This window comes from Gordonia malaquae NBRC 108250, assembly GCF_000344135.1.
Lineage (GTDB): Bacteria > Actinomycetota > Actinomycetes > Mycobacteriales > Mycobacteriaceae > Gordonia > Gordonia malaquae.
This window is the reverse complement of record NZ_BAOP01000012.1, coordinates 22,704-39,875: the sequence shown is the minus strand read 5'-3', so window position 1 is coordinate 39,875 and position 17,172 is coordinate 22,704. Positions and strand designations below refer to the sequence as shown.

General features: G+C 66.1%; 14 protein-coding genes and 1 tRNA gene. 6 read left to right on the top strand and 9 right to left on the bottom strand.

Annotated elements, in window-relative coordinates; genetic code table 11:
- Nucleotides 1-16: 16 nt before the first annotated feature.
- Nucleotides 17-1,693 (bottom strand): energy-dependent translational throttle protein EttA, encoded by a 1,677-nt coding sequence (ettA, locus tag GM1_RS09480; protein WP_008378333.1) that lies wholly within the window; start codon nucleotides 1,691-1,693, stop codon nucleotides 17-19.
- 152 nt (nucleotides 1,694-1,845) lie between these two features.
- Nucleotides 1,846-2,889, bottom strand: coding sequence for an ABC-2 transporter permease (locus GM1_RS09475; protein WP_008378332.1), 1,044 nt, complete (start codon nucleotides 2,887-2,889; stop codon nucleotides 1,846-1,848).
- 68 nt (nucleotides 2,890-2,957) lie between these two features.
- Between GM1_RS09475 and GM1_RS09470 the strand changes: the two genes are divergently transcribed.
- Together GM1_RS09470 and GM1_RS09465 are read left to right on the top strand one after the other, a co-directional pair.
- Nucleotides 2,958-3,404, top strand: a complete 447-nt coding sequence (locus tag GM1_RS09470) for a MarR family winged helix-turn-helix transcriptional regulator (protein WP_008378331.1) — start codon at nucleotides 2,958-2,960, stop codon at nucleotides 3,402-3,404.
- 215 nt (nucleotides 3,405-3,619) lie between these two features.
- The gene (locus GM1_RS09465; protein WP_008378330.1) at nucleotides 3,620-3,940 is read left to right on the top strand and encodes a PGPGW domain-containing protein; all 321 of its coding nucleotides are present in this window, start codon (nucleotides 3,620-3,622) and stop codon (nucleotides 3,938-3,940) included.
- Nucleotides 3,941-3,952: 12 nt separating this feature from the next.
- On the opposite strand, the gene GM1_RS09460 is transcribed toward GM1_RS09465, so the two are convergent.
- The gene (locus tag GM1_RS09460) at nucleotides 3,953-6,004 is read right to left on the bottom strand and encodes a bifunctional copper resistance protein CopD/cytochrome c oxidase assembly protein (protein ID WP_008378329.1); all 2,052 of its coding nucleotides are present in this window, start codon (nucleotides 6,002-6,004) and stop codon (nucleotides 3,953-3,955) included.
- A 59-nt stretch (nucleotides 6,005-6,063) separates the two neighbouring features.
- Here GM1_RS09460 and GM1_RS09455 point away from each other — a divergent pair.
- Nucleotides 6,064-6,136 (top strand) — tRNA-Arg (locus tag GM1_RS09455).
- 367 nt (nucleotides 6,137-6,503) lie between these two features.
- Entirely contained in the window at nucleotides 6,504-7,532 is a 1,029-nt protein-coding gene (locus GM1_RS09450) for a GIY-YIG nuclease family protein (protein WP_157435923.1), read from the top strand.
- A gap of 279 nt (nucleotides 7,533-7,811) precedes the next feature.
- On the opposite strand, the gene GM1_RS22280 is transcribed toward GM1_RS09450, so the two are convergent.
- A complete protein-coding gene (locus GM1_RS22280) occupies nucleotides 7,812-7,997 on the bottom strand; it encodes a hypothetical protein (protein ID WP_008378327.1) in 186 nt (61 codons plus the stop codon).
- A gap of 197 nt (nucleotides 7,998-8,194) precedes the next feature.
- Here GM1_RS22280 and GM1_RS09445 point away from each other — a divergent pair, with 197 nt between their 5' ends.
- Nucleotides 8,195-8,839 (top strand): pentapeptide repeat-containing protein, encoded by a 645-nt coding sequence (locus GM1_RS09445; protein ID WP_008378326.1) that lies wholly within the window; start codon nucleotides 8,195-8,197, stop codon nucleotides 8,837-8,839.
- A gap of 22 nt (nucleotides 8,840-8,861) precedes the next feature.
- Here the strand turns inward: GM1_RS09445 and GM1_RS09440 are convergent, their stop codons facing one another.
- From GM1_RS09440 to GM1_RS09420, 5 genes are all read right to left on the bottom strand, one after another.
- Complete coding sequence (locus GM1_RS09440) at nucleotides 8,862-9,167, bottom strand: GlsB/YeaQ/YmgE family stress response membrane protein (protein WP_040519803.1); 306 nt, start codon at nucleotides 9,165-9,167, stop codon at nucleotides 8,862-8,864.
- Between the two features lie 63 nt (nucleotides 9,168-9,230).
- On the bottom strand, nucleotides 9,231-9,881 hold the full coding sequence (locus GM1_RS09435; RefSeq protein ID WP_008378324.1) for an HAD-IA family hydrolase: 651 nt from the start codon (nucleotides 9,879-9,881) through the stop codon (nucleotides 9,231-9,233).
- A 73-nt stretch (nucleotides 9,882-9,954) separates the two neighbouring features.
- Nucleotides 9,955-11,121 carry an FAD-dependent oxidoreductase gene (locus tag GM1_RS09430; protein WP_040519791.1) on the bottom strand — a complete coding sequence of 389 codons (1,167 nt, stop codon included), beginning with the start codon at nucleotides 11,119-11,121 and terminating at the stop codon, nucleotides 9,955-9,957.
- Entirely contained in the window at nucleotides 11,118-11,918 is an 801-nt protein-coding gene (locus tag GM1_RS09425; RefSeq protein ID WP_008378322.1) for a crotonase/enoyl-CoA hydratase family protein, read from the bottom strand. The genes GM1_RS09430 and GM1_RS09425 overlap by 4 nt, the downstream gene beginning before the upstream one ends.
- Nucleotides 11,915-13,045, bottom strand: coding sequence for a thiolase family protein (locus GM1_RS09420; RefSeq protein WP_008378321.1), 1,131 nt, complete (start codon nucleotides 13,043-13,045; stop codon nucleotides 11,915-11,917). The genes GM1_RS09425 and GM1_RS09420 overlap by 4 nt, the downstream gene beginning before the upstream one ends.
- 80 nt (nucleotides 13,046-13,125) lie before the next feature.
- Between GM1_RS09420 and GM1_RS09415 the strand changes: the two genes are divergently transcribed.
- Nucleotides 13,126-17,166 carry a bifunctional nitrate reductase/sulfite reductase flavoprotein subunit alpha gene (locus GM1_RS09415; protein WP_008378320.1) on the top strand — a complete coding sequence of 1,347 codons (4,041 nt, stop codon included), beginning with the start codon at nucleotides 13,126-13,128 and terminating at the stop codon, nucleotides 17,164-17,166.
- Nucleotides 17,167-17,172 lie beyond the last annotated feature (6 nt).

Here is a 17,172-nt window from a genome sequence, read left to right as displayed (position 1 = left end):
CTCGTCGACGGTGTTGTCAGTCGCGCGTCAGCTTGCGGTGAGTCACCCGGTGCGGGCGTGCCGCGTCGGCACCCAGACGCTCCACCTTGTTCGCCTCGTAAGCCTCGAAGTTGCCCTCGAACCAGAACCACTGGCCTTCGTTGACGTTGCCCTCCCACGCCAGGATGTGAGTACAGGTCCGGTCAAGGAACCAGCGATCGTGCGAGATCACGACGGCGCAGCCGGGGAACTGCTGGAGAGCGTTCTCCAGCGAGCTCAGGGTCTCGACGTCGAGGTCGTTGGTCGGCTCATCGAGCAGGATCAGGTTTCCGCCCTCTTTGAGCGTCAGTGCGAGGTTGAGGCGGTTGCGCTCACCACCGGACAGCACCTCCGACGGCTTCTGCTGATCCGGGCCCTTGAAGCCGAAGGCGCTGACGTACGCACGCGACGGCATCTCGTTCTGACCGACCTCGATGAAGTCCAGCCCGTCGGAGACGACCTCCCACACCGACTTCTTCGGGTCGATGTTCGCGCGGTTCTGGTCGACGTAGCTCAGCTTGACGGTCTCGCCGACCTTCACGCTGCCCGAGTCGGGCTCCTCCAGGCCGACGATGGTCTTGAACAGGGTCGTCTTGCCGACACCGTTGGGACCGATGACGCCGACGATGCCGTTGCGCGGCAGCGTGAACGACAGGTCCTTGATGAGGACGCGGCCGTCGAAGCCCTTGTCGAGGTTGTCGACCTCGACGACGACGTTGCCCAGACGAGGCGGTGTCGGGATCTGGATCTCCTCGAAGTCGAGCTTGCGGTGCTTCTCGGCCTCGGCCGCCATCTCCTCGTAGCGGGCCAGACGGGCCTTGTTCTTGGTCTGGCGTGCCTTGGCACCCGACCGGACCCACTCGAGCTCCTCCTTGAGCCGCTTCTGCAGCTTCTGGTCCTTCTTGCCCTGGACTTCGAGCCGCTCGGCCTTCTTCTCGAGGTACGTCGAGTAGTTGCCCTCGTACGGGTGCAGCTTGCCGCGGTCGACCTCACAGATCCACTGCGCGACGTGATCGAGGAAGTAGCGGTCGTGCGTGACGGCCAGGACGGCGCCCGCGTAGCTCGCGAGGAACTGCTCCAGCCACAGGACCGACTCGGCGTCCAGGTGGTTGGTCGGCTCGTCCAGGAGCAGCAGGTCGGGCTTGCTCAGCAGCAGCTTGCACAGCGCCACGCGGCGGCGCTCACCGCCGGACAGATGAGTGACGGGCTGGTCTCCGGGCGGACAGCGCAGAGCGTCCATCGCCTGCTCGAGCTGCGAGTCGACGTCCCACGCGTCGGCGTGGTCGAGGTACTCCTGCAGCTTGCCCATCTCCTCCATGAGCTCGTCGGAGTAGTCGGTCGCCATGAGCTCGGCGATCTCGTTGAAGCGGTCGAGCTTGACCTTGACCTCGCCGAGGCCCTCCTCGACGTTCTCCTTGACGGTCTTCTCCTCGTTGAGCGCCGGCTCCTGCATGAGGATGCCGACTGTCGCCTCCGGGTCGAGGAACGCCTCGCCGTTCGACGGCTGGTCGAGTCCGGCCATGATCTTGAGGATCGACGACTTGCCCGCGCCGTTCGGTCCGACGACGCCGATCTTGGCGCCCGGGTAGAAGCTCATGGTGACGTTGTCGAGGATCACCTTGTCGCCGTGCGCCTTGCGCACCTGCTTCATCGTGTAAATGAATTCACCGGCCACCGGTTTCGACTCCTAGCATCAGGGTTACTGCGATTGCGGACATGCTCACGACACTTCGGCTGTCACAACAGGCCGGAAGAGTGGGCATGGTTCATCGGCCATCCTATCGGTCGTCACGGTGGCGTGATCAGCATGGGCGACACAGCAGCAGGTCAGGCGACGAACTCCTCCTCGAGTTCGGAGAGCTGGGCCGGTGACGGCTGCGCCGCCTTCACGGTGACAGCGTGACGACGTCGCTCCACGACGGTCGCCACCGCGACGAGAACCAACGCCGCGACAAGCCAGCCCGCCAGCTTGCCGAGCTCTCCAGCGATGCTCAGGTTCGGGAAGTAGGCGAGGTTCCGCGCCGCCTCGTTGAATCCCGCGCCGATCCAGAAGTTGTGCAGGACGCCGAAGAAGGCCGGTTGAAGAGCCGGCGCGAACACACCGCCACTTGTCGTGAAGTTGAGTCCGACGAAGATCGTGACCATGGCGAAGGTCGTGAACCGCCCGATCAGCGGATGCAGGCCGATCGCGAACAGCATCGTCGCGAGGGCGTAGGACACCGCAAGTCCGAACACTCCCCAGCCCGAGCCCGGCAGTGCGTCGAACGCCGACGCGACGGCGATGACCACGGCGGGGACGACGATTGCGGCTGCCGCTGCGAAGGCCAGGCGCACCCCGACCGAGCGTCCGCCGCCCGCGACGGCAATAGCGATGCCGGTGCCGTAAGAGCCGACCGTGAGAGCGACAAGAAGGAAGAACAGGCTCTGGCCGGACGGGTCGGTGGCCGGATCCGCGGGCACGACGTCGGTGATGACGAGTCGGGTCTGCGTGTGGGCACTGACCGAGGAGAAGATGCGCTCGGCGACCATCGCCGTCGGATCACTCGCAGCCGTGGAGACGAGAACTTCGTTGTAGTCGGCGCCGGGCACGAACGCCGCGACGATCTCTCGATTCTCGATGGCGGCGCGGGCCTCCCCGACGGTCGTGACGTAGTCCAGGTCGACGGCGTCGCCGAGTTTCGCCGACAACGCCTCCCCCACCGGCTGCGTGACTGCGGGCTGCCCGACGACATCGACACGCAGTCCATGCGGGTCCGGTTTATGGAAGCCGCCCAGGTAGCAGAGCGCCATGACGATGCCGATGAGAACAGGGACGAGAACGTGGGAGGCGATCGTCTTGACGGGCAGTGCCGGTGCCGGGCTGGCTGACATGAAGCGTTCGACCTTTCATTTCAGTGAAGTTGCAATATGCAACTTCGACTTAGTTGTAATATACAACCATGAATGAGGCCGGGCAAGAGAGCGTCGTCACCGTCGAGCGCGAACTGACAGCGCTCTCCCGCCGACTCCGAAACGGCGCGCGCGGCATCTACGCCGCAAACGGGCTGACTTTCACCGAGTACTCGCTCCTGCGCATGGTCGACGATCGACCCGGAATGAACGCCGCCGAACTGGCGAGCACTGCAATGATCGACAAGTCGACGGCGAGCAGACAGCTCGGCGCACTCCGTGATCGCGGTCTACTGGCGCGCGCGGCGGACGGTCGCAGCGCCCGAGGTCAGCGACTAGAACTGACTGACCTCGCACGAACGACCCTGAGCGACATCGCATCTGCCAGCGAAGCTGCGATCAGCGCCCGGCTGACGGACTGGCCCGCCGACGATGTGGCGACGTTCGCCGCGCTCCTGCACAGGTACAACTCGTCCTCAACTCAGGGAAATTCCTGAGCGATGTTTGCGTGCCAACCCTGATTTGTTCCCATGACGTGTGTCACACTGGGAACCGTCGCGCAAAGCCGGGTCGTTCACCCTGCAGGCCCGACGGACACACCGACGACACGGCGGACGAGGAGAGGGACGGCGATTTGAGTACGCGCCTGCGAATCAAGATCTGGCACCGGAAGCAGCGATACGCGATCCGGCGTCACCGTTCTCTTGATCGCATGTACCGCGTCGGCGTCGCCGTCGTCGGAAGCCTGCTCATCCTGGCCGGCCTCGTCATGATCCCGTTGCCGATCCCGGGTCCCGGCTGGGGATCGTTCTTCCTCGGACTCGGCGTGCTGTCGACCGAATTCGAATGGGCACACCGCGTGACGTCGTTCATCGTCGCGTCGCTCCGACGCGCGGGCACAATCGCGCAGCACACTTGGCAGCGGATCGACGCAGCCGTTCACCGTCGCGTCGAGCGGATCACCGGAGCCCGCCTCGTCCAGACCTGGCTCGAGCACCAGCGGTCGCTCCAGGTGCCCTACGCGTTCGCCTAGCGCTGTTCTGAGCTAGTCTCTCGCATCCTTCATCTCACGCAGCATCTTGTTGTACGCCTCCAGTTCGGCGTCTTCGTCGCGCTCCTCGCGGCGGTCGAATCGCCGGGCGACCTTGTCGTCCTGACGCCGCCACTGGATCAGCAGCGCCAACATGACCAACACGAGCGGGAACTCGCCGGTGGCCCACGCGATACCGCCGCCCACCTTCTGGTCTGCGGCGAGATCCAGCGCGAACGGCAGTTGCAGCCCCTTGTAGTACTGCTCGGCGATGATCCCCGTGGTCATCATCAATGCGACGCCGAAGAAGGCGTGGAACGGCAGTGCGCCGAGCACGATGCCGAGCTTCCCGACGTGACTGAGCTGCCGCGGCGCGGGGTCGATGCCGATGACGATCCAGTAGAACAGGTACCCGCTCAGCAGGAAGTGCAGATTCATCAGCAGGTGCGCCGAGTGGTTCTCGACGACGGCGACGAACAGCCCACCGAGGTAGAGGACGTAGAAGCTGCCGACGAACACCGTGACCGCGATGAGCGGGTGCGTGATAATCCGGGAGTACTTGCTGTGCAGCCCTGCGAGGATCCACTCACGGGGACCATCCGGGTTGCCGCGTCCCGCGGGCGGGATCGCGCGCAGGGCCAGTGTCACCGGACCACCCAGGACCATCAGCACCGGCACCAGCATCGACAGCATCATGTGGCTCATCATGTGACTGCTGAACAACGCGGGCGAATACCGTCCCATCCCCGACGACGTCGCGATGAGCAGGCCGAGGCAGCCTGCGATCCAGGCGATGGTCCTACCGATCGGCCAGGCGTCGCCTCGCTTGCGCAGGCGGTAGACACCGCGGAGATAGACGACCGCCGCGATGATCGCCGCGGTGCCGAAGATCAGGTCGAAGCGCCAGTCGAACGCCAGTCGCGCAAGCGTCGGAGCTCCGTCGACGTTGTAGCCGATCTTGAGTTCCATCGGTGTCACGTCGGCCGTCGACAGGACCGGAGGCGGCGTCCGTGACAGCCCCGCGCCGAATCCGAACGCCACTGCGAAGACGAGGGCTTCCACCGCGGCGAAGCGCACGAACAGCGACTTCCGAGGTTCGTCGGTCTCTTCCAACTCCCGCAACGTGACGGCCCGGTGCAGTCCACCGATGACGCCTGCCAGTACAAACGCGGCGAGCTTGCCGAGGACGATGAGTCCGTACGTGGTGGTGAACAGTTCGCCGATCGGCATGCGGACCAGCGCGTTGATGACGCCGCTGATGCCGACCGCGAAGAGGCACCAGAAGGCCACCCGCGAGTACCGGCGCAGCGCCAGAGTCCGCCATCGACCGTCACCGAACGCGTACGCGAGGACCGCGAGCAGACCGCCGAGCCACGCGGCCGCCGCAACGATGTGGATGATCAGGCTGTTGGTCGCGATGTCGTGCGAACCGCCCGACGACGAGTGCCCGGCCAACGCCGACGGCATCAGGGACAGGAATGCCAACGCAAGAACGACGAACGTCCACCCCCACGCGAGTGCAAGGCGCGCGACGATGGCGGCTGCGATCGCGAAGATCGCCGTCCACAGCCAGTACCGCGCTTCGGCCACCTGACCGTAGGCGTTCATGAGATTGTCGGGCTTGAGGGTCTCCCCCAACGAGTGTCCGCTCTGATTCGAGATCGTCAGCGGAACCAGCATGAGACCACAGACGGCCCAGGTCAGCATCGCTGCATACGCCCATCGGATCGCGCGGAACCCGCCTGCGTCCAAGATTCCCGACCGCTGGGGCGGAACGAAGAACGCTGCGAACATCGCGCACCCGAAGCCGATCGCCGCACTGATCTGGCCCACCACGGTGACCACCGGGATTCCGTAGGTCGTGAGGTTCCCCGCGTCGGGAAGTCCGGTCAGCTTCAGCGCCGTCGCCGCCGAAGCAGCAGTCACGAGGACACCCGCCACGGAGCCGAGCACCATCATCACCGCGATCAGGATCCGCCGGATTCCGGAGGGGTCCTTCAGCCGATCGTGGTCGATCATCGCGCCGTCGCTCTTGTCCGTACCGCTCGCAGGCGACGTCGTTGTCATGAGTCCATCGTAGGACCCGATATACTCAACCCTCGCCGCCACCTAGTGTGACGGTCGACGCCTCCGTAGCTCAGGGGATAGAGCAGCGGCCTTCTAATCCGCCGGTCATAGGTTCGAATCCTATCGGGGGCACCCATACAGTCGTATCGCGCGAGTGGTACCGCTGACGGTCATCGAGCCGTCATAGACGGTCCGCCGTCATGAGACGTACCACTGGCGCGACCTGCCCACAGTGAACGGCGTTTAAGGTTCCCCAAAACAGCGGCGGAAGCTCTCGTTTCCCGGACTTCTCACGAAATCGGGGAACCTTACGCGCAGACCAACACGCGCTCAACAAGATTCATCCGTTGCAACGACACCGGAAACTGCCCTCGAGCTCCGCGCGACTTCCTACTATCCAGCAATGCCCGAAACACCGAACAAGATCAATCCGGACTGGACAGCCAATCGAACTGTAGATGCGTGGGCGCGTTCCCACGGATTCGGCGATCCGATTGTGATGACAGACCAAAACCTGCGGGCGACAGCGCGCGAGCACGGCGGACGCCCCGTCGGTCTCTATCTCTGGGAGGGCGAGAAGCACGAGGTCTACATCGGGATCTCGAACGACTCCATCGTCAAACGCCTCCGTCGACACCTGGTCGACTACGGATTCGCCAACATCCAGAACTTCCGATACCTCGAGCATTCCGGCGACCGGCCCGAGCTCCGCGACATCGAACGAGAGTTCATCCACGAAGCGATCCGGTCTCGAAAGCTGACTGTGTTCAACACAGAGCACGCCTCGTCAGTCCTACACGACACCGCCTTCGACGAACTGATAGTCACCGAACGACAGATCGGGTGGCTCGCGGATCCGGCCGGCGTGAACCTCCACGCACCCGATTCACGGCGAAGCCCTGATCCGAATGAGATCAGCCGATCTCAGAAGAACTTCACTCGTCTCTTGGATCTCCCCGAGGCCGACGCGATCATCGATGCCGTCAGCATCTATCTCCGCACGGCGGTGCCGTTTCCCGCCGAGACCGAAGCGACGTACTGGGCGGTGTCGGCGTTGCCCGCGCTCCGAGTGTCGCCGGGATACACCCGCATCGTGACGGTGAACATGGGCATCCTCGAGATGCTGTGGATCAGCCGAGCGCCGAACGGCGATGTGATCGTCGATGTCGGAACCCACTACCAATTCCTCCCAGCTCGGGGAACCCGACGTCGACTGAAGAAGCACGGGGCAACGATGCAGGGAGTACTGCACACCAGAGGAGGCGCCGACGAAGAAGTACTACGCTTCGCGTCGATTCAAGCGTTCGTGAGTGCCCTCGGGGAATCGGAACCGATCCGACGGGCCGCGGCGCGGTTCGCACTCGATCGGATGCGTGCGGGCAAGCTGACACGGCACGCGCAGTCCCACAACTACCTGTTGGCGGAACAAGCCCTCAACCGCCTCCAGGATTGGTCAATCCTTGACGACGACGCATCCCGGCCGCAATCTCGGAGCCGACTGTGGTCGTGGATGAACCGACCTGACTAAGACCCAAGTGAGCGGCACGAGCAGCGGTCAATCTGATTCAGCGGATTCTCGCGAGTGGTACGGCTGAAGGCCCTCGCGCCGCCATGGACGGTCCGCCGTCATGAGACGTACCACTGGCGCGACCTGCCCACAGTGAACGGCGTTTAAGGTTCCCCAAAACAGCGGCGGAAGCTCTCGTTTCCCGGACTTCTCACGAAATCGGGGAACCTTACGCGCCGATCGTCTGGCATGGGCGGCCGCGGCACTCCGTGTGCCCACGGTTGGCGGTGCGAGCACCTGTCACTCTGAATCCAAGACCTCCGGTTCTCGGCCGATGGACTGAATCGCCGCCACCACTGCTGCTACCAACAACACGATGAGAATCCGGTCGCCGGCGCCTTCTCCACTCCCCGTCACGACCGCCACCACGCCTGCGATCGCGATGAGCGTCCACGAGAATGCGGTCAAGCCGTCAGATCTTGTCATTGTTCCCCCTTGTAGTTCTCACCTGCCTACAGCAGGCCCCCGCTGATCACTCTTGCACGACAACCCGCTGGACCTGATCGAACACACCGATCCCCACGGCGTCCGGCGACACTCAGCCGGCAGGCTTCAGCGCGATCGGACGCCCGCCGACGTCGGTAGGATCGATCACCAGTACGAAAACTACGAAAGGTCGGAACGTGCCACGTGCACCTCGCTTGGAACGTCTGGTCCTCCCAGAACTCGAAACGGGAGATGCGACCGACATCGCGCCGCACTCCGACGTCGAGTTGGCCATGTTCGACAACGTCGACCTCGCAGGCGAATCCGCCGTGGGCGTATCCCTCGTCGAGTGCGAGATCGTGGCGTCGAACCTCGACGACACCGACTTCACCGGAGCCCGGTTCGCAGACTCACGACTCACTCGGATCACCGCTCCCCGATTCACCCTCGCCCGAGCATTTCTCCGCAACGTTCACCTCGCCGACAGCCGGATCGGCGCGCTCGACCTCTTCGACGGCAAGGTCCGCTCGATGGTCGTCGAGAACTGCAAGATCGAGCTGGTCAACCTGCGTGGCTGCGACGTGCGCGACGTCGAGTTCCGCGGCTGCATCATCGGCGAACTCGACTTCGGCGGCGCGACGGTGGCTCGCGTGTCGTTCACCGCCTGCCGCGTCGAGACACTCGATGTGCATCAAGCTGAACTGACCGACGTCGACCTGCGCGGCTTGACCATCGGCAACGTGCATCACCTGGACGGCCTACGCGGTTCCACGATGGACACCGACCAGGCCGTCGGCCTCGTCAATCACTTCGCCGCGCACCTCGGTGTGACGCTGGACTGATCGCTGCGATCGGCGCGGCAGGTCAGCGGCGCGACTTCTGGAGCTTCTCCATCACCCAGAGCAGGATCACCGAGCCGAGGACCGCGGTGAACAGCGTGAACCACCAGCCGCCGGATTCGGTGTCGAACCAGAAGCTGAGCAGAAAACCGCCGATCAGGGCGCCGATGATGCCGATCACGATGTTCGCGAAGAATCCCGAACCGCTGCCGTGAACGATCTTCCCGGCGATGAAGCCGGCGATCGCACCGATCACGATGTACCCGATCCAGCCCACATTCATCAGCGTTGTCGAACGAGCCAGAATCTCTGATGCTGCAAGAACGTCCATGTCCATGACCTCCGATAGTGGTTGAGTCCCAACGCTATCGGCTGACGGGAGAGTTCGGAACCGTTACGAGCGCACCGTGACCTCGACGCCGTCCGGTGTTGGCGTGACCGTTACCGCCGTCAGGTCGGGCACAACGTGGTCGGGCTCGAACGCCACGGCGTCACCCACACCGATCACACGCATTCCGGCGGCCCGCGCAGCCGTGATGCCGGCACGCGAGTCCTCGAACACGATGCAATCCGCCGGGTCCACGCCGAGGATCCCCGCAGCCTTCAGGAAGCCCTCGGGGTCGGGCTTGCTCGCCGCGACATCGTCGGCCATGACCGCTATCGACGGCAACGAGAGTCCCGCGGCTGCCATTCGACCTGCCGCGAGTGGTTCGTTGGCCGAGGTTACGAGTGCGTGCGGCAGCCCGGCGAGCGACGCGAGGAACTCTGCGGCACCGGGGATCTCGACGATCCCCTCGGTCTCGGCGACCTCCCTCGCGAGCATGAGGTCGTTCTCGCGGACGTTCTCCTCCTGCGGCCGGTCAGGCAAGAACTCCGCCATCACATCGTGGCCTTGGCGGCCGTGCGCCCGATGCAGAACGTCCTCGACGTCCACGTCATGGTCAACAGCCCACTCACTCCAGATCCGATTCACCACGGGCGTCGAGTCGACGAGCGTCCCGTCCATGTCGAGCAGCAGGGCACGGGCGGAGAGTGTGACAGTCATGCTCGCCACGGTACGTCTCGACTTCGCGCGACGAGCAAAAACCCGCGCTCGACGGGCGGAGAACATTCGAGGGTCAGACGCGGTCGAGGTTTCGCTCGAAGGCCGCCCGCCCGGCGATCTGCGCGAGATGTCTGCGGACCAACAGGTCCGGGCCAAGGACACTGGCTCGAATCATCGCGCCCGCCAGTGCTGCGGGCCGACCGTTCACGACTCGACCGATGAGCTTCGACTCACGCACGATCGCGGTGACCCGTCCGCGTCGTACGCGCTCGAAAGTCCGGCAGGCGGAGTCGACGTCGGGGCCCGTGGCGATGCACGCGGCCAGAATCACAGCGTCCTCGATCGCCTGACAGCCGCCCTGCCCGAGGTGCGGGCGCATCGGGTGCGCGGCGTCGCCGATCAGCACCGTTCGTCCGTCTGCCCACCGCCCCGCGGTCGGGCGATCGTGAAGGTCGTTGCGCAGGAGATTCTGAGGCGCGGTCGCCGCGACCAGGTCCGGCAGCGGCGTCGCCCACCCGGCGACCAGGTCCTTGACGTGCGCAAGCTCGTCGTCGAAGAACGATCGCTCCGGCAGTTGCTGGGTCGCGAACCAGTACGTGCGGTCCTCACCGAGCGGGACCAGCCCGAACTGTGATCGGGGGCCGAGCACCTCTCCCGCCAGAACCGGATCGAAGCTCGCGTCGGCCACGCCGCGCCACGCGGTGTAACCGCAATAGGTTCGCGGCAGCGGACCGTCCACCGCGGTCGCCACCCGCGACGCGATCCCGTCCGCACCGATCACCACGTCGGAGTCAAGATCGGACGACGACTCGACGTCGACGCCGTATCGCACCGTCCCGGCAGGCAACCGGTCCGCGAGCACGGACAGGAGCACCGACCGTTCGATGACGACCAACGGTTCGCCGAGAGCGTCGACCAGGCGATCGGCCGCCGGGCGTCGAATCCAGCTTCCGTCGCGCCAACGAACTGCGCCCGCAGCAACCGCTCCCCCGGCCGCGCGAACTGCATCGCCCACGTCGATCCGGTCGAGCGCTGCCAAGGCGTTCGGCCAGATGGAGATGCCGCCTCTCGACTGCGCTCGAGGATCAGGAGACTGCGCTCGAGGCGCACGGGACTGCGCTCTAGGATCAGGATCCGGCGAGCGTTCGAGGACCGTCACGTCGTGACCGTCGCGGTGCAGGGCGACGGCTGCGGTGAGTCCCGCTATCCCGGCACCGACGACGATCACACGCACGGTCAGCGCCCGATGTAGACGCCGGGGCGCTTCTCGAGCATCGCGGCGACCGCCTCGCGGTGGTCCTCGGTCTGGTGAGCCAGCCCCTGCATCGCGGCGGACAGTTCGAGGAGCTGGTCGAGAGTCTGCTGGGACGATTCGCGCAACAGCTTCTTCGTCATGCGAACCGCGACAGGCGGATTCACCGCGACCCGCGCGGCGAGGGCCCTCGCCGTCGGCAGCAGCTCGTCGGGATCGACGACCTGCGACACCATTCCCCAGTCGAGTGCTGTCGCGGCGTCCACCCGATCACCGGTCAGAGCCATCTCCGCGGCGCGCGCCGGACCGATGATCCGGGGCAGGAACCACGCGCCGCCGTCGCCGGGAATGATGCCCAGCTTCACGAAGCTCTCCGCGAAGAACGCCGTCGACGACGCGACGCGGAGGTCGCACATCATCGCGAGGTCGCACCCAGCGCCCACGGCCGGACCGTTCACCGCAGCGATCACCGGCACTTCCAATGAGTACATGGCGCGCGGAATCCGCTGAATGCCCTCGCGATAGCCGATTCGTTGGGTGTGACCGGCCCCGCCGAAAAGCCCCTCACCGGCGGCCATCGCCTTCACATTGCCACCGGCCGAGAACGCCGAACCCGCGCCGGTCAGGATCACCGCGCGGATCGAATGGTCGTTGTTGGTCGCGGTGACCGCGTCGACGATCGCGTCGATGATCCCGACGTCGGAGATCGCATTGCGCAGGTCTGGAAGATTGAGAGTCCAGGTGACGACGTCGCCGTCACGCTCAATCAGCAGGTCATCGCTCACAGCAGCTCCAGGATCGTCGCGTTGGCCATGCCGCCCGCCTCACACATCGTCTGCAGGCCGTAGCGGATCCCGTTGTCGCGCATGTGGTGCACAAGGCGGGTCATGAGGATGGCCCCGGACCCGCCGAGCGGATGACCGACTGAGATGGCGCCGCCGAGCGGGTTCAGGACGGCGTCGGACGCGCCGGTCTCCTTCTGCCACGCGAGCGGCACCGGTGCGAACGCCTCATTCACCTCGAACGCGCCGATGTCGCCGATCGACAGGCCGGATCGCTTCAAGGCCTTCTCGGTCGCGGCGATCGGCGCGCTGAGCATGATCACCGGGTCGTCCCCGGCGAGGACCGTGGTGTGGATGCGGGCCAACGGCCTCCAACCGTGGTCCGCCGCGGTCTCCGACGACGTGACGAGCAGTGCGCCGGCACCGTCGGAGATCTGCGACGCATTGCCGGCCGTGATCACACCCTCGGGGTCGAACGGCGTCTTCAGGCCGCCCAGCTTCTCGGCTGTCGTGCCGCGACGGAGGCCTTCGTCGTGCGTCAGCCCGCCGATCGGCGCGAGCTGTGCGTCGAACGCTCCGGCGTCGATGGCCGCCGCGGTGCGTTCGTGGGAGCGGGCCGAGTACTCGTCGAGCACCTGGCGAGACAGATCCCAGCGCTTCGCCATCATCTCCGCGCCGAGACCCTGGTTGAATCCATCAACGCCGTAGCGGTCGAGGACCGACGCCGGGTAGGGCGCACCGTCGCCGCGGGCCGAGCCCATCGGAACCCGGGACATCGACTCCACGCCGCCCGCGATCGCGATGTCGTAGTGACCGGCGATCACGCCGGCGGCCGCGAACACGACCGCCTGCTGACCCGATCCGCATCGTCGGTCGACGACGGTCGCCGGAACCGACTCCGGCCATCCCGCGGCGAGAACACCCACTCGTCCGATGCTGCCCGCTTGATCACCCACCTGGCTGACGCAACCCCAGACGACGTCGTCGACGGTGGCTGGATCGAACCCGACTCGGTCGGCGAGCGCCCCGAGGACGTGTCCGGTCAGGTCACCGGGGTGGATCGTGGACAAGGAACCGTTTCTCTTGCCGATGGGGGTGCGAACCGCATCGACGATCACTGCATCGCGCATATGACCATCATCACTCACGGTTGATCGGGGCGTAACACGAAGGGGCACATCTGGAAACACGCGGTGGCGACCATCAACGCATGAACGATGCCACTCGCACCGTCGACACCGTGTGCGGTTACTGCGGCGTCGGCTGCGGTCTGACCCTCACCGTGGTCGACGGTGCAGTGACCGCGTCGAAGGGCACACCGGGGCATCCGGCCAATCGGGGAAGGCTCTGCACGAAGGGCTCGACCACCGTCGACATGCTCGCGGCTCCGGGCCGCCTGACCTCAGCGTTCGTTCGTCCGGATCGGTTGTCCGAACGGGCAGCGGTCACCACCGACGCCGCCGTGGCCGAGGCCGCCCGCAGGCTGTCCGCGATCCGCGACGAGCACGGTCCGGACTCGGTCGCCGTCTACGTGTCGGGCCAGATGTCGCTGGAGGCTCAGTACCTCTCGAACAAGCTGACCAAGGGATTCCTCGGGACCAATCAGATCGAGTCGAACTCGCGCCTGTGCATGGCGTCCGCGGGCACCGGATACAAGCAGTCCCTCGGCGCCGACGGGCCGCCGGGCAGCTATGACGACCTCGACCACGCCGATCTGTTCTTCGTGATCGGCGCGAACATGGCCGAGTGCCATCCGATCCTGTACCTGCGCATGATGGACCGAGTGAAGGCGGGCGCGAAGCTTGTCGTCGTCGACCCTCGCCGCACCGCGACCGCCGCCAAAGCCGACATCTATCTCCCGGTACGGCCGGGCACCGACCTCGCGCTGCTCAACGGCCTGCTCCGCCTCGTCGTCGACGCCGGCGGTGTGGATCAGGGTTTCATCGAAGCCAACACCGACGGCTGGGACACGATGGGCCCGCTGTTGGACGAGTACCCGCCGGAGCGGGTCGCCGAGGTCACCGGGCTCGCCGTGGACGATCTCCGCGCGGTGGCGCAGATGATCGTCGACGCCGACGAGTGGGTGAGCCTGTGGACGATGGGGCTCAACCAGTCCACACACGGCACCTGGCATACCAACGCGATCTGCAACCTTCATCTGGCGACGGGCGCGATCTGTCGCACCGGATCGGGGCCGTTCTCGTTGACCGGGCAGCCGAATGCGATGGGCGGCCGCGAGATGGGCTACATGGGTCCCGGTCTCCCAGGTCAGCGGACGGCGCTGCTCGAGCGTGACCGAGCCGAAGTCGAATCGGTCTGGGGACTCGATCCGGGAACCCTGCGGTCGGATCCGGGCGGCGGCACCATCGACATGTTCGAACGGATGGCTGCCGGCGAGATCCGCGCCGCGTGGATCATCTGCACCAATCCGGTCGCGTCGGTCGCCAACCGGCAGACCGTGATCGACGCCCTGGAACGTGCGGACCTCGTGATCGTGCAAGAGGTCTTCACCGGCACGGAGACGGCGGAGTACGCCGACATCATCCTCCCGGCAGCGCTCTGGACCGAGGCGGAGGGGGTCATGGTGAACTCTGAACGGAGCCTCACCTTGTGCGTCCCCGCTGTCCCTCCGCCTGGCGACGCGCGGCCCGACTGGCGTCTGATCTGCGACGTCGCAACCGCCATGGGGTTCGGAGACGATTTCGACTTCCCCGACACGGCAGCCGTGTTCGACGAGTTGAAGACCTTCCACAACCCGCGCACCGGATGGGACGTCCGGGGTGTCGACCACAGTCGACTCCGCGGCGGCCCCGTGCAATGGCCGGCTGCCCCGGGAGGGCCCGACCGCAACCCGATCCGGTACATCGACGGCGACGGTCTTCGCTTCGCGACCGCCAACGGGCGTGCGCAGTTCCTCGCCCGCCCCTACCTGCCGCCCGCGGAGCTTCCCGACGACGACTTCCCGCTGCTCATGACCACCGGGCGACTCGCACACCAATGGCACACGATGAGCAAGACCGGCCGAGTTCCCAAACTCAACCGACTCAATCCGTCGAGTTTCGTCCAACTGCATCCGGACACGGCGGCCGGTCTCGGCATCGCGGACGGCGACCGGGTTGAGGTCCGCTCTCGTCGCGGCGCCGTCCGCGTGCCGGCACAGATCTCGGCCGACATCTCCCCCGGCTGCTGCTTCGTGCCGATGCACTTCAACGACGCCGCCGGTCCCGATCTCGCCGTCAACGCCGTGACCAGCGACGCCGTCGACCAGGACTCCCTGCAGCCCGAGTTCAAAGCGTGCGCTGTCGTGCTGACCCGCATCGATCAACCGTTGGAGACGCCCCCTGTGACCGCTGAACCGCTCGACGCCCATCCGCTCGCCGGAGTGTTCGGAACCGTCGGGCGCCGTCCGGAGCCCGAGCCCGCCGAGCAGGCGTACCTGTCCGGCCTTGTACACGGTCTCACCGCCAATCCGCCCGTCGACGAGATCCCGACGATCCCCGCACAGTCGCCGCTGTCCGAGGACGTCCGGGCGTGGGCCGATGGTGTCCTCGCGGGCTTCTACTCGCGCACTCCCGCCGCGGCCGTCGCCCACAGAGCTCCGGCGCAGCCGTCGGTGACGGTTGTCTGGGCATCGCAGACCGGGACCGCCGAGGAGTACGCGATCGGCCTCGAGCCCACATTGGGCTCGGCGGGTGTCACCACCACGGTGCGCTGTGCCGATGCCGTCGACCTCGACGAACTTCACGGCACCGTGCTGTTCGTCGTGTCGACGACCGGCGACGGAGACCCACCGGACAATGGAGCGGCGCTGTGGACCCGGCTGTCGGCGGCCACCGAGTCGGACGTCGACGACCTGGCCTACGCCGTCATCGGCTTCGGCGACTCCTCGTACGCCGACTTCTGCGGTTTCGCCCGCAAACTCGACGGGCGGCTCGCTCATCTCGGAGCGACACGCATCGCGGCGCGTGTGTCCTGCGAGCCTGGGGACGACGCCGTCGCCGACGCCTGGATCGCAGCACTCCTTCCACAGCTCGCCTCTCCCCAACCGTCGAGCGCGGATCCTTCCGGCTCGTCGAGCACGGGCCTCTCCAGCTCGTCGAGCTCAGACCTTCCCGGCTCGTCGAGCGCAGTCGAGACGTATTCCCGCAAGAATCCGCTGACGACGTCCTTGGTGGCCAACGAGCTCTTGACCGGCGAGAGTTCGGCGAAAGAGGTGCGTCGTCTGGCGTTCGACCTGCCCGCCGGCACCCTCACGTACACGGCGGGCGACGCTCTCGGAGTGTGGCCGTCCAACTCGCCGTCCCTGGTCGACGAGTGGCTGACGGCGACGGGACTGGACGGCGACCTTCCCGTCGCCGTGGGTTCGGGCGAGACGCCGCTTCGGTCGGCGCTGTCCGAACAATTCGAGATCGCGCGGCTCACCCGCGACCTCCTGGTGTTCGTCAGCGATCGTCACGACGACCCGTTCTTGCAGACGCTCGTGGACGATCGGGAGGCGTTCAGCGACTGGTCCTGGGGACGGCAGTCGGTCGACCTGTTGGCGGCGTACCCGGTTGTCGCCGACGTCGAAGAGTGGCTGACTGTGCTCCGGCCCCTTCAACCCCGGCTGTACTCGATCTCATCGAGTCCCCGGAGCCGCGCCGACCGAGTGGAGATCACCGTGTCGGCTGTCAGATTCGCAGCGGCAGAGTCCGGCTCGACGCGTGGCGGGGTGTGCTCGACGTTCCTCGCCGACTCCAGCCCCGACACACCCGTCCGAGTGTTCGTCCAACCCAACGCCAAGTTCGGTCCGCCCGCCGACTCCGACGCTCCGGCGATCATGATCGGCCCGGGCACCGGTGTCGCGCCGTTCCGCGGCTTCCTGCACGATCGAGCCGCGTCGGGTGCGTCGGGCGACAACTGGTTGTTCTTCGGTGATCAGCACCGGGCCTCCGACTACCTGTATCGCGACGAGCTCGGCGAGCTCAGCGACACGGGCGTCCTCGACCGACTCGACGTGGCCTTCTCGCGGGATCAGGCCGAGAAGGTGTACGTCCAGGACCTGATGCGTGAGCACGCCGCCGAATTGTGGTCGTGGATCCGGCGGGGCGCCCACGTCTACGTGTGCGGAGACGCGTCGCGCATGGCGCGTGACGTCGACGACGCGCTGCGGGAGATCGTCGCCCAACAGGGTCGTCTCGCGCCGCACAGCGCCGACCAGTACGTGACTGCTCTCGCCGCCGATCACCGCTACGTCCGCGACGTGTACTGACCCCGT